Genomic DNA, 11,996 nt, shown 5'->3' on the forward strand with positions numbered 1-11,996 from the left:
GTTATTCGCTCCGCGTGATCTTGGTGGAGCGGATCGGCGTTCCCACGTCGGCGACCCTGCCTGCGGCAAAGCTGACCATGAATCGCTGGGCGACCGGCAGAATTGCGAATATTGCCGCCATGCCGCTTGCTGCTGCCAAGGAGATGGTCACGACATTCGGGACTGGCTTTTCGCCCGAGGCATCGAACACGACAACTGGAGATCCTGCCTCCTGTGCTGATGTCGCCATCCCGGCGACAAGTGCGGATGTTTCGTCGTTGGCGCGGAAGAGAACCACGCCGACGTTCTCGCCGAGCATCTCCATCGGACCATGGCGTAATTGACCGCCTTCGAGTGAGAAGCAAGGCAGGCGCGAGAGTTCTGTTAGACCAAGTGCAATTGCTTCAGCGACGCCCTGAAGGCGGCGGCCAGATGTGACGATTGTTGCGACCTTTGCCATTGCCTGTAGCGCAATTTCAATGTTGGGGTCCTGGGGTTGCTTGAGGACCGCCAGTGCTGGCGCGGCATCCATTCCCAAAGCGGACAGCACCGCGAGATGCAAGGCAAATGTAACCGTCAGGCTGCGGGTTGCGGCAAAGGCATGTTCAGTGCCACCGGCACCGATCAGGCTGGGGGCGAGGCGCGCAAGCGAAGAGCCGTCTTCCAGCGTCAGACCAAAAACATCCGTCTGAGCGCTTGCCTCACCGAACCAGCGCAAGACTTCGGCACTTTCGCCGGATTGAGAGGTCACCAACACCGTACGGTCTGACACCGTTAGTGGCTGACCAAGCTGTTCGGACAGCGGCAGGGCAAGCGCATCGATACCGAGGTTGCGATAAAGAGGTTCAACTGCGCGACTGACGGCGTGAGACCCACCCATTCCCAGAAGAAGCAGCCTGCCTGTGCGCTTGAGCGAGATGGCAATATCGTGCGCGAGGGGCGTTGCTCTGTCAAATGAGGCGAGGGCGTCCGCATGCTGGCGGGCCATCTCGGCTTCGATCGCAATCAGCCCGGACGGACGAGTTGTTGTAGAAGTCATTGTCATCCTTTGACGCCACCATTTGTCAGCCCGGATATCAGGGCACGCTGCATCACGAGACCTATCACCACCGGTGGGAGTGCTGCCAGCACACCTGCGGCTGCGATCAAGCCATAATCGGAGACCCTGCCGCCTGCGAGGTCCGCAATGGCAACTGTCAGGGTCTTGGCACGCTGATCGGAGGTGAACAGCAATGCGTAGAAAAATTCATCCCAAGCGAGCAGGAAGGCGAAAAGCGCCGCTGTCGCCATGATCGGGGCTGCGAGTGGCAGAGTGATCATTCTGAGTATCTGATCCAGCCGCGCGCCTTCCATCATGGCGGCATTCTCGATTTCACGCGGAATGGAATCGAAGCCTGATTTCATCAGCCAGGTGGTGAAGGGGGCCAGAATGGTCAGATAGACCAGTGTCAGGCCGGAGATCGAGTTGAGCATGCCAAGCGCTGCCAGTCCCATATAGAGCGGAACGGCAAGGGCCACGGGCGGTAACATGTAAGTTGCTATCACCGCATAGAGCGACCAGGTGATCGATGGGGTGCGCGAGACGGCCCATGCGGCGGGAATTGCCATGGCGAGCGCTGCCAGAGTTGCCATCGATGCGACCTTGATACTGTTGAACAGCGATGCGACGAAGGCTTCACCCGCACTGTTTTCCACTCTCGACAACAGCAATTGATAACGTGACAGGTCGATCGTATCCGGCCACCAGATGAGCGGCTTGGATGTGAGGTTGGCCGCCGGCGAGATGCTCATGATAAAGAGCCAGAGTATCGGCGCCAGAATGAGCGCAGCCAGGAGAATGGCGCAGCCATAGATAAAGACGGTGAAAAACGGGCTTCTGCGTTCCATCTCAGGTCATCTCCGAGCTTTTACGGATCAACACCGCGTAAACGACTGCCAGTACGGTCACCAGCAGCGTGACAATCAGGGCAAGAGAGGCTCCTGAGCCGGCGCGCTGGAAAGAGAAAGCTTCCTGATAGACGAGGATCGAGAGCGTCCGTGTGCTGTTTGCGGGACCGCCGCGGGTCATGACCCAGATGATGTCGAACACCTTGAAGGCCTCAATGGTTCGCAGCACGAGTGCGACCATCAAGGGGCCGACGAGATAAGGCAGAATGACGAAGCGGAAGCGGGAAAATGCACCGGCACCATCCACCATGGATGCCGAGGTGATATCGCGTGGCACGGCCTGAAGGGCGGCCAAGGCGATCAGCGCAACAAGTGGGAAGTTCTTCCAGCAATCGGCGATGATTAACGCCGTCAAAGCCGTTGCCGGCTCGCCCAGCCAGGAACGATAGGCATCCATCAGGCCAATCTGGGTCAGTGCGGCGTTCAGCGCACCATATTCAGGATTGTAGATCAGTCGCCACAGCGAGGCGTTGACCACGGTCGGCAAGGCCCAGGGCAGGATCATCATGGCGCGCAAAACCGTGCGGCCACGAAATTGCTGGTTCAGCAACAAAGCGGCCAATACACCGAGAACCATTTCCGCGGCCACCGATATGACCGCAAACATTGTGGTGGTTGTGAGAGTTTTCTGAAAACTCGAACTTCCGAGCAGTTTGGCATAGTTGGCAAGACCAACGAAGTTGCCTTGAGTTCCGACCAGCTTGGTGTCGGTGAAGGAGAGCCGGATCGTATCGGCCATGGGCCAACCTATGACGGCGACCATCACGGCCAGCAACGGCAACATCAGCAGCCACGCTCGTGTTTTTAACCATGTGCCGGACATGTGGGTGTACCTGATCGATATAAGAACGGGATGGATAGAGTGGCCGCAATCTCTGCGGCATGGCAAGGCGGGCGGTCCCGGGTCTGGAACCGCCCGCCTTGTTCGGGAGGATCAGAGGCCGCTGTTTTCGGCCGCTGTGCTCAGGGCATCTTCTGGTGTTTCCTGTCCAAGCAGCGATTCCTGGATCGCCTGCTGGAGGGCAACGGAGAGCTCCTGATACTTCGGCGTTGTCGGGCGCGGATACATGGCTGCGAGACCAACCTTTGCCGCCGAGATCAGCTCTTCCTGACCTTCGGTGACTGCCGGGTCGTCATAGGACGAGGCCCAGATTGGCAGGCTGAGTTTGGCGTAAGCGTTCTGTGTTTCCTGCGAGGTCATGGAAACGATGTATTTCCAGGCCTCGTCGGGATGCTTGCTTGTGCTGGTGATGCCGAGACCCATAGAGCCGTTGACGGCCGACACGGTGCTTTTGCCTTCAACGCCCGGTGCGGGAACGATACCGACTTTGCCGGCAACTTTGCTTTCCTTCGGATCATTGGCGAGACCGTACATGTAGGTCCAGTTCAGCGCGAATGCTGCTTCGCCATTCTGGAAGACGCGGCGGACGTCTTCTTCCAGGAATTCCTTGGAATTGGTGTTGGTCAGGCCGGAATTATAGCTGTCGACCATGTATTTCAACGCATCAAGGCCGCCGCCTGTCTGGAAGTCGGGCTTGCCATCTTTCAGGAAGTCGCCGCCGTAGGCGCTCACCAGCGTGGTGTAATCGCAGATCGCAGCTTCGGCCTGCGCCCAGCTCCATACGATCGGAGCGTCGACAAGGCCCTTGTCCTTGATCAGCTTGGCCTGTTCGGAAAGTTCTGCCCAGGTTTTGGGAGGCGTGGTAATGCCTGCCTTTTCGAGAATTTCCTTGTTGTAGAACAGGTATTTGGTGTCGAGGATCCACGGCATGCCGTATTTCTTGCCGTCATAATCGACCGTCGTCCATGCACCTGGAAGAACGCCGTCGTTCATTTCCGGGGTAATGCGGTCGGATACATCGAGCAGAACATTGTTGGCGGCATATTCGGCCGGCCAGATCACATCAAACAGAACGACGTCGTAACCCCCGCCGGATCCCTGGGCCAGAACCGTCTTGTCGTGCAGGCCTTCATAGGGAACGAATTCCAGATTGACCTTCACATCCGGATTTTCCTTCTGGAACTGGTCCGTCATCGCCCGAACGTCTGCTTCGCTATAGGCTGCCTGAGCCATAAACAGAGCGTTGAGCGTGGTTTCTGCGTAGGCATGCGTGGCGAGCGACGATCCGATGATCGTTGCGCCGAGAAGGATGTTGCGCGTTGTCTTTAGCATTCTTGCCTCCAGTAATTGGCTTTGCGCCGTTCAACGGTGCCGCCCGAAAGCGGAGCCGATTTTCACCAAGCCTGCAGCGTCTAGCCGCGGGCGCCTCATGTTGATCGGAGCATTCACACGGTGGCTCTTTGAAGATTCCGCCGTGTTGTTCCCCAGGACTCTTGTGGCCCTTTAATTAAGTCAATTGATTTGACTTAATGTTTGTTCGATAATCGAAGGATGTCAATAGGGCAGTTTGAAATGAATGACGTTCGTCCGATTCGCGCCCAAAGTGGCACCAACCAGGAAGGCGCAAGCGCCCATAACCGAAGGGTCATCATGGATGCGCTTCGGCGCAATGGCGCCTTGTCTCGTGCGGAACTGGCGCGTGCAACGCAACTGACGAAGCAGACCATTTCCAACATTATCGAAGAGCTTGAGCACGACGGTCTGGTGAGTTCCCAGGCAGTCGTCCGCAAGGGGCGCGGCCAACCTTCGACGCCTTATGTCCTTGTTCCAGAAGGTGCGTTTGCCATTGGCGTGCAGATTGACCGGCATGTAGTACGCGCAATTGCGGTCGATCTTGTTGGCACCGTTCTGGTGCGTGTGGAAGCCAACCTGCCGCCAGACGGCCCGGCAAAAGGTGTCGCTGTCGTTCTCGACCTCATCGAGAAAGCGCGCGGGGATCTGCTCTCGATACATCCACAATCCCACCGCAGACTTGTAGGCCTCGGTGTTGCCATGCCCGGCCCCTTCGGTCTGGAATCAGATGTGGATGATCCCTGGATGATGGCGGCATGGCAGGCATTTCCATTGCTGGAAACGCTGGCTGCGGGAACGGGCCTTGATGTGGGTTTGCAAAATGATGCGGCGGCGACTGCAACAGCGGAGAGAATGGTCGGTGCTGCTCATGACATCGATCACGCCATTTGCATCCTGCTTGGTTATGGTTTGGGGGCCGGTCTTATTCTGCATGGCGAGCTCTATAGTGGTGCCAACGGCAATGCCGGTGAAATCGGGATGATGCTGACAAGACCATCGGGTGATGAGAACGAGGCAGGCTTGCCGCTCGAACATCATGCGTCGCTTGCCTCTCTTTGTCGGGCGCTTGACCTCGATCCCGGAGATCCGGACCTTTATGCGCATATCGAGCGTGCGACGGTCGAATTCGGACCAGCCATGGAAAAATGGATGCGTCGAGCCGCAGATGAATTGCGCTGGAATGTGCAGCTTCTGGAGTCTGTTTTCGACCCGCAGACTGTAATTTTTTGTGGTGGCGCGCCAGAGATTTTCATGCGCCGGTTGATCGAGGCCATCCAGCCGCTCCTGCCATCGCTGGCGGTGCGCAAAACCAGGACGTTGCCTCGGCTGCAATTGGGTATGTGCGACCCGTGGTCTGTGGCAATTGGCGCTGCGGCGGAACCGATCGGCCGTGCGTTCGATCCGCGGTTCTCGGCGATACTGAAAATGCCCGGTGCAGGAATGCCTGCTGCTTAACCGTCCAGCTTTCATCGACCTCCAAATACTCGGTTCGTCGGCCAAGCAAGTTCCCTTGCATTGATAATAGCGATGCAGGGGAGCGGAAAAGATTGCTTTATCCTAAGCAGGCGTTTCTCTTACTAATCGCGAGTGCGATAGAGGAGGCCTTGATGTCGGATTTGATCTCGTGGGGCGAGCCCAGGCCACGGCCTAGCCGTTACGACGTATTGTTCGAGCCGGTGAAAATCGGTCCTGTCACGGCGCGCAACCGCTTCTATCAGGTGCCGCATTGTAATGGCATGGGCTATCGCGATCCCACGGCTCTTGCCCATATGCGCGGCGTCAAGGCGGAAGGTGGCTGGGCGGTGGTCTGTACCGAGCAGGTCGAGTTTCATCACACGTCCGAGATTACCCCCTTCATCGAGCTACGCTTATGGGACGACCGGGATATTCCGGCCCTTACGCGAATGGCCGATAAAATCCACGAGGGTGGCGCCCTGGCCGGGATCGAGCTTGCCTATAATGGCATGAACGGGCCAAACCTCTATTCCCGGGAAGTGCCGATGGGGCCGGCGCATTTGCCTGTCGCAACCTTTTCCTATGATCCGGTTCAGGCACGGCGGATGGATCTGCAAGATATCCGCAATGTGCGCAAATGGCACTTGGAGGCGGTGAAGCGAGCCAAGCGTTGCGGCTTCGACCTGATCTATGTCTATGCCGCACACGCGCTCGGCTTTCTGCATCATTTCCTGTCGCGTCGCTACAATACCCGTACCGACGAATACGGTGGCTCGATCGAAAACCGCGTTAGGCTGTTGCGGGAGATTACGGAGGAAACCAAGGCTGCCGTTGGCGACACCTGCGCCGTTCCTATCCGTATCTCGACCGATGAATTGCTGGGAGAGGGTGGCCTCTACAAGGAAGAGGTCGAGGACATGATCGGCATCATGGCTGACCTTCCGGATCTCTGGGATGTGACTTTGGCGGGGTGGGAAAACGATAGCCGCACCTCCCGCTTTGCCGAGGAGGGCGCGCAGGAACCCTTCATCATGGGTGTGAAGCGGCTGACCAACAAACCGGTTGTTGGCGTTGGCAGGTATACCTCCGTCGATCGCATGGTGAGCTTGGTCAACAAGGGCATTCTCGACATGATCGGCGCGGCGCGGCCATCAATCGCGGATCCGTTCTTGCCGAAGAAAATCGAAGAAGGTCGCTTCGACGACATCCGCGAATGCATAGGCTGCAATATCTGCGTTTCGGGTGACTTCACCCAATCGCCCATCCGCTGCACACAAAATCCGACCATGGCCGAGGAATGGCGCAAGGGTTGGCATCCCGAAAAGGTGCGCAAGGCTCAAAGTCAAAAACCGGTGCTGATTATCGGTGGCGGTCCTGCGGGACTGGAGGCGGCACAGACATTGGGCAAGCGCGGCTATGCGGTCACACTCGCGGAGGCGAGCAAGGAACTGGGTGGCCGGGTTCTTCAGGAAGCCAGACTGCCGGGTCTTTCAGCCTGGGTTCGTGTCGCCGATTATCGCAAGCTGCAGCTCAATCAGTTACCCAATGTCGAAACCTATTTCGACAGTCGACTGACTGCAGATGATGTGCTGGATTTCGGCATTCCCCGCATTGCCATTGCAACCGGGGCGACCTGGCGGCGGGATGGTGTCGGGCATCATCACACATTGCCGATTGGCATTTCGCCAGATGCTGATGTGCTCTGTCCGAGCGACGTGATGACGGGCCGTATGCCAACAGGTCAGCGGGTGATCGTATGGGATGACGACCACTATTATATGGGTGGCGTGATGGCTGAACTGATGGCCGAAAAAGGCTACCAGACGACCTATATCACGCCCGCGTCGGAGGCATCCACATGGACCCGCAACACGATGGAGCAGCATTTCATTCAGAAACGTCTTCTGGAAAAGGGCGTGACTGTCAGAAGCTTTACAGCGCTTGACGAGATCAATGCGGGCGAAGTTGTGCTTTCGTGCACATTCACGGGACGACAGGAACGGATGGGCGCTGATGCTGTCATTCTGGTGACGGCCAGACTGCCGAATGAGCAACTTTTCCTCGATCTCAAGGCGAGGGAGAGTGAGTGGGTCGATCGCGGTATCGAGAGCGTGGTCGCGATCGGGGATGCCCTGGCTCCGGCGACCATTGCCCATGCGACGTATGCCGGCCGTCGATACGCCGAAGAACTGGATGGCGTGCCGCTTGAAGACGGGGCCTTGCCGTTCAAACGGGAGATCACCGAGCTCTTGCCTCTCGACTGAGGGCTGCGGCTATGATCGCGCGGCCTGCCGCATTGAAGAGAGACTTTTGAAACCATGACAGACGCCTATTCGATCCTCGACCGTCTTGTCGCATTCCCTTCGGTCAGCCGCGACGGCAATATTGAGCTGATCCGATATGTGCAAGGTTTGCTGGACAGCGCCGGCATCAAGGCCCGGCTCTATCCGGCGGCATCCGGCGATCGGGCATCGCTGTTTGCAACTATTGGTCCGGAAGGGCCGGGCGGTGTCGTGCTGTCGGGGCATACGGATGTCGTGCCGGTGGATGGTCAAGCCTGGTCGAGCGATCCGTTTTGCATGATCGAGCGAGACGGCAGGCTCTACGGACGCGGCACCACCGACATGAAGGGCTTTGTTGCCTGCGCCATCGAAGCCATGCTTCAGGTAAAGTTCAAGCCACTTCAGAGACCGCTCCATCTCGCGCTGTCCTATGATGAGGAGATTGGTTGCATCGGTGTGCGTCCCATGCTTGCCGATCTGGCCAAGGTTGGATTGGAGCCCGACTGGGTGTTGATTGGCGAGCCGACCTCGATGCAGGTGGCCTCAGGCCACAAGGGCAAGCTTGCTGCGCGTGCATCCTGTTGCGGGGTTGCCGCCCATTCGGCACTCGCACCCACGGGGTTCAATGCCATTCACCTGGCGGCTGATTTTCTCGGGGAACTTCGAGGCCTGCAGGCGGAGCTTTCGGGGCAGGGCGCACGAGACAATGATTACGATATTCCCTACACCACCGTTCATGCCGGAGTAATACAGGGTGGTACTGCGCTCAATATCGTGCCGGAACGCTGCGATCTCGACTTCGAAATTCGCAACATCGCATCGGATGATCCAAAGCTGTTTCTGGATCGGCTGTTTGAAAAGGCCGACCGACTTTCCAATACCGCGCGGACGCGCTTTGCGACTGCCGGGATATCCATTCACGTGCTCAATGAATATCCCGGTCTGGCCACCTCTTCGACGGACAAAACAATGTCTCGCGTGCTCAATCTCGCCGGTAGCAATCACTGCATCAAGGTCGCCTTCGGCACAGAGGGTGGGCTGTTTTCGTCTGCCCTGTCCGTTCCCGCATTTGTCTGCGGTCCGGGGAGCATGGAGCAGGGACATAAGGCAGATGAATTTGTCGAGACAAGTCAGATTGAAGCCTGCCGCTCCATGCTGGGGCATGTCGGCGACAGCCTCTCGTCATAGCTGTTTTGAATCGGAAAAGCTGAGGCAAAATTTCTGAAAGAAATAATTTCCTAAAGCCGCTGATGCTGCCAACAATCGGTCAAGAGCAGATCGCCAAAGAAGACTTTCGTTTCCGGCCACGGGATCGGACGTCGTTGGCGATGCAGTCAAGGTGCTGTTGGCGGTGTTGCCGCCCCATCATCCATGCCGGCTCAGCTCGGTCTTACGGCATTTCCCCAATGTCGAAACGTCAGAAGAGGAACCCGAAATGTCGGTTGAGAAAGTCGAGGTTGTCATTGTTGGCGCGGGTCAGGCCGGGCTGGCAATGAGTGCTCATCTTGGAAAATTCGGTATTCCTCACCTCGTGCTGGAGCGGCAACGCATCGCCGAGCGCTGGCGGTCGGAACGGTGGGATTCTCTGGTCGCCAACGGTCCCGCATGGCATGACCGTTTTCCGGATCTGGAGTTTGAAGGCTTCGGCCCCGACAGCTTTGTGCCCAAGGAAGATATCGCCAACTATTTCGTGGCCTATGCCGATAAGATCCGTGCTCCCGTGCGCTGCGGCGTAGAGGTTAAACGGGTTCAGCGCAAAGCCGACGGTCCCGGTTTCAGAGTGGAAACCGCCACCGGGACGATCGAAGCGAATTACGTCGTTGCGGCAACCGGCCCCTTTCAGCGCCCCCTCATGCCGTCGATCATTCCGGATGAGGCTGGGCTTAAGCAGATACATTCCTCTTCCTATCGCAATCCGAAGCAATTGGCGGATGGTGCGGTTCTGGTCGTCGGAGCCGGATCGTCAGGTGTACAGATCGCTGATGAATTGCGCGCGTCCGGGCGGCAGGTCTATCTCTCTGTCGGTCCGCACGATCGCCCACCGAGGAGTTATCGGGGACGGGATTTTGTCTGGTGGCTCGGTGTTCTCAACAAGTGGGATGCGGAGGCAATGCCTGGTTCAGAGCACACGACAATTGCAGTCAGTGGTGCGAATGGCGGCGAGACCATCGATTTTCGTCGGTTGGCGGCTGGCGGCATTACGCTTCTGGGGCGAACCGAAGCTTACAAGGATGGAATACTGACCTTCGCGACCGATCTCGCCTGCAATCTTGAGCGCGGTGATGCCAATTACCTGTCGCTACTCGACGAAGCCGATGCCTATGTAGAGCGCAACGGACTTGATCTGCCGGAGGAACCTGAGGCGCGTAAAGTCGAGCCCGTTCCGGCCTGCGTCAGCGATCCGGTTCTCGAACTTGACATGGCCAAGGCCGGCATCACCACGATCATTTGGGCCACCGGGTTTGCTCTTGATTTCAGCTGGCTGCAGATCGATGCTTTCGATGAGAGCGGGCGACCCAAGCATAACCGTGGCGTGTCCGTAGAGCCGGGTGTCTATTTCCTCGGTTTGCCGTGGCAGACCCGGCGCGGCTCCTCCTTTATCTGGGGTGTCTGGTATGATGCCAAATATCTGGCGGATCATATCTCCAAACAACGCAGCTATCTGGCCTATGAACCCAGCCCGCAACGAACCACCGAAGACGCCTGAACGACATCGACTGATGTTTTTCATTCACTCGGCAAACAAGATCAAACGCACGGAGAGCCCTATGGCGCACAAGCGCATCCGCCAGTTCAATACCAAGGATACCTATCCGGAGCAGCAACTGGACAATGATCTGTGCCAGGTCGTGGTCGCGCGGGGCACGATGGTCTTCGTGCGCGGCCAGATCGGTCAGAATCTCGATACTGCGGAAAATGTCGGTATTGGCGATGTGACGGCTCAGGCCGAGCAGGCAATGGCGAATATCAAGATGCTGCTCGAAGAGGCGGGCTCCGAGCTCGCGCATATTACAAAGATCGTGATCTACATTGTCGACCCGCGGTATCGCGAACAGGTTTACCGTGTTGTTGGCAAATGGCTGAAGGGCGTGTTTCCTGTGTCGACCGGTATCGTGGTCTCCGCGCTCGCCCGTCCAGAGTGGCTGGTCGAGATCGACGTGACAGCCGTTATTCCGGACTAAGTCTGCGACAGGAGCCTTAACTTGACCTTCTCGATATCCGCGCGCTGCCCTGAAACCGGGATGATGGGGATTGCCATATCCTCGTCTTCTCCGGCTGTTGCTGCGCGTTGTTCCCATGCGCGTGCCGGTGCCGGTGTCGTGGCCACCCAGAACATCACAGATCCATCGCTCGGCCCGAAAGGCCTCGATTTGATGGCCGGTGGTCTGAGTGCCGATAAGGCGCTTGGCAAGCTTTTGGCCAACTATCCGACCGCTCCGTGGCGGCAGGTCGTGTTGCTCGACATGCAGGGAATGAGCGCCGTTCATTCCGGCGAACACACGCTTGGCACCCATGCGACTGCCAGGGGCAAGGATTGTGCCGCTGCGGGAAATCTGCTGGCCAATGCCGATGTTCCGGCCAGCCTCGTTGCGGCCTTTGAAGCGTCGAAAGGCCATCTCGGCGACCGCCTCATCGCTGCCATGCGTGCTGGAATGGCCGCCGGCGGAGAGGCCGGGCCGGTGCATTCGGCGGGTCTTTACATGGTGCGCGATGTTTCCTGGCCGATCGCCGACCTTCGCGTCGACTGGGCTGAACATGATCCCATCGGCGAACTGGCCGCACTTTGGGCACTCTACAAGCCGCAGCTCGCAGACTACGTAACGCGGGCAATCGATCCGACCGCAGCGCCAAGCTACGGCGTGCCGGGCGACCTTTGAAGACGTTCGAGGAAGAGTGATATTACGGAACTGGCGAGATGTGACTGTGTCTAAGACGCCGAGCGATGCGCGTTCGTCTGGTCGTCCAATCTGTCGCGGGCGGGTACGGTTTTTGTGAACACGGTTGATGCACTTGCGCCGATGACGCCGTTTGGCGGTTTCAAGCAATCCGGGATCGGTCTCGATCTTTCCTTGCACGCCTTTGATAAATTCAGTGGACTCACGACCACCTGGGTTAAATATTGACGGGGCCGTCAACAG

11 protein-coding genes are annotated in these 11,996 nt (G+C 57.9%); 7 read left to right on the forward strand and 4 right to left on the reverse strand.

Going from position 1 to position 11,996, the window contains the following annotated elements; genetic code table 11:
* Position 1 precedes the first annotated feature (1 nt).
* From ACWPM9_RS03300 to ACWPM9_RS03315, 4 genes are all read right to left on the reverse strand, one after another.
* Positions 2 to 1,024, reverse strand: a complete 1,023-nt coding sequence (locus tag ACWPM9_RS03300) for an SIS domain-containing protein (RefSeq protein WP_484756737.1) — start codon at positions 1,022 to 1,024, stop codon at positions 2 to 4.
* Positions 1,021 to 1,866 carry a carbohydrate ABC transporter permease gene (locus tag ACWPM9_RS03305; protein ID WP_484756738.1) on the reverse strand — a complete coding sequence of 282 codons (846 nt, stop codon included), beginning with the start codon at positions 1,864 to 1,866 and terminating at the stop codon, positions 1,021 to 1,023. Before ACWPM9_RS03305 ends, ACWPM9_RS03300 begins: the two co-directional genes overlap by 4 nt.
* 1 nt (position 1,867) lies before the next feature.
* Entirely contained in the window at positions 1,868 to 2,749 is an 882-nt protein-coding gene (locus tag ACWPM9_RS03310; RefSeq protein ID WP_428187526.1) for a carbohydrate ABC transporter permease, read from the reverse strand.
* Positions 2,750 to 2,860: 111 nt separating this feature from the next.
* Positions 2,861 to 4,099 carry an extracellular solute-binding protein gene (locus tag ACWPM9_RS03315; RefSeq protein WP_484756739.1) on the reverse strand — a complete coding sequence of 413 codons (1,239 nt, stop codon included), beginning with the start codon at positions 4,097 to 4,099 and terminating at the stop codon, positions 2,861 to 2,863.
* A gap of 240 nt (positions 4,100 to 4,339) precedes the next feature.
* Between ACWPM9_RS03315 and ACWPM9_RS03320 the strand changes: the two genes are divergently transcribed.
* The 7 genes from ACWPM9_RS03320 to ACWPM9_RS03350 all read left to right on the forward strand — a co-directional run bounded on the left by ACWPM9_RS03320 (position 4,340) and on the right by ACWPM9_RS03350 (position 11,981).
* Positions 4,340 to 5,575, forward strand: coding sequence for an ROK family transcriptional regulator (locus ACWPM9_RS03320; RefSeq protein ID WP_484756740.1), 1,236 nt, complete (start codon positions 4,340 to 4,342; stop codon positions 5,573 to 5,575).
* 152 nt (positions 5,576 to 5,727) lie between these two features.
* The gene (locus tag ACWPM9_RS03325; protein ID WP_484756741.1) at positions 5,728 to 7,839 is read left to right on the forward strand and encodes an oxidoreductase; all 2,112 of its coding nucleotides are present in this window, start codon (positions 5,728 to 5,730) and stop codon (positions 7,837 to 7,839) included.
* Between the two features lie 54 nt (positions 7,840 to 7,893).
* Complete coding sequence (gene argE / locus ACWPM9_RS03330; protein ID WP_484756742.1) at positions 7,894 to 9,045, forward strand: acetylornithine deacetylase; 1,152 nt, start codon at positions 7,894 to 7,896, stop codon at positions 9,043 to 9,045.
* 247 nt (positions 9,046 to 9,292) lie between these two features.
* Positions 9,293 to 10,564, forward strand: a complete 1,272-nt coding sequence (locus tag ACWPM9_RS03335) for a flavin-containing monooxygenase (protein ID WP_484756743.1) — start codon at positions 9,293 to 9,295, stop codon at positions 10,562 to 10,564.
* A gap of 61 nt (positions 10,565 to 10,625) precedes the next feature.
* Positions 10,626 to 11,039, forward strand: a complete 414-nt coding sequence (locus ACWPM9_RS03340) for a RidA family protein (RefSeq protein ID WP_484756744.1) — start codon at positions 10,626 to 10,628, stop codon at positions 11,037 to 11,039.
* A gap of 21 nt (positions 11,040 to 11,060) precedes the next feature.
* Positions 11,061 to 11,735, forward strand: coding sequence for a DUF1028 domain-containing protein (locus tag ACWPM9_RS03345; protein ID WP_484756745.1), 675 nt, complete (start codon positions 11,061 to 11,063; stop codon positions 11,733 to 11,735).
* 141 nt (positions 11,736 to 11,876) lie between these two features.
* Positions 11,877 to 11,981 carry a hypothetical protein gene (locus tag ACWPM9_RS03350; RefSeq protein WP_484757582.1) on the forward strand — a complete coding sequence of 35 codons (105 nt, stop codon included), beginning with the start codon at positions 11,877 to 11,879 and terminating at the stop codon, positions 11,979 to 11,981.
* Positions 11,982 to 11,996 lie beyond the last annotated feature (15 nt).

This window comes from Agrobacterium sp. H141 (assembly GCF_057158725.1).

Coding starts and splice junctions, on each gene's coding strand:
- ACWPM9_RS03300 (WP_484756737.1), bottom strand. CDS start 1,024: ATGACAATGACTTCTACAACAACTCGTCCGTCCGGGCTGATTGCGATC.
- ACWPM9_RS03340 (WP_484756744.1), top strand. CDS start 10,626: ATGGCGCACAAGCGCATCCGCCAGTTCAATACCAAGGATACCTATCCG.
- ACWPM9_RS03320 (WP_484756740.1), top strand. CDS start 4,340: ATGAATGACGTTCGTCCGATTCGCGCCCAAAGTGGCACCAACCAGGAA.
- ACWPM9_RS03335 (WP_484756743.1), top strand. CDS start 9,293: ATGTCGGTTGAGAAAGTCGAGGTTGTCATTGTTGGCGCGGGTCAGGCC.
- ACWPM9_RS03305 (WP_484756738.1), bottom strand. CDS start 1,866: ATGGAACGCAGAAGCCCGTTTTTCACCGTCTTTATCTATGGCTGCGCC.
- ACWPM9_RS03315 (WP_484756739.1), bottom strand. CDS start 4,099: ATGCTAAAGACAACGCGCAACATCCTTCTCGGCGCAACGATCATCGGA.
- ACWPM9_RS03325 (WP_484756741.1), top strand. CDS start 5,728: ATGTCGGATTTGATCTCGTGGGGCGAGCCCAGGCCACGGCCTAGCCGT.
- ACWPM9_RS03350 (WP_484757582.1), top strand. CDS start 11,877: ATGACGCCGTTTGGCGGTTTCAAGCAATCCGGGATCGGTCTCGATCTT.
- ACWPM9_RS03310 (WP_428187526.1), bottom strand. CDS start 2,749: ATGTCCGGCACATGGTTAAAAACACGAGCGTGGCTGCTGATGTTGCCG.
- argE (WP_484756742.1), top strand. CDS start 7,894: ATGACAGACGCCTATTCGATCCTCGACCGTCTTGTCGCATTCCCTTCG.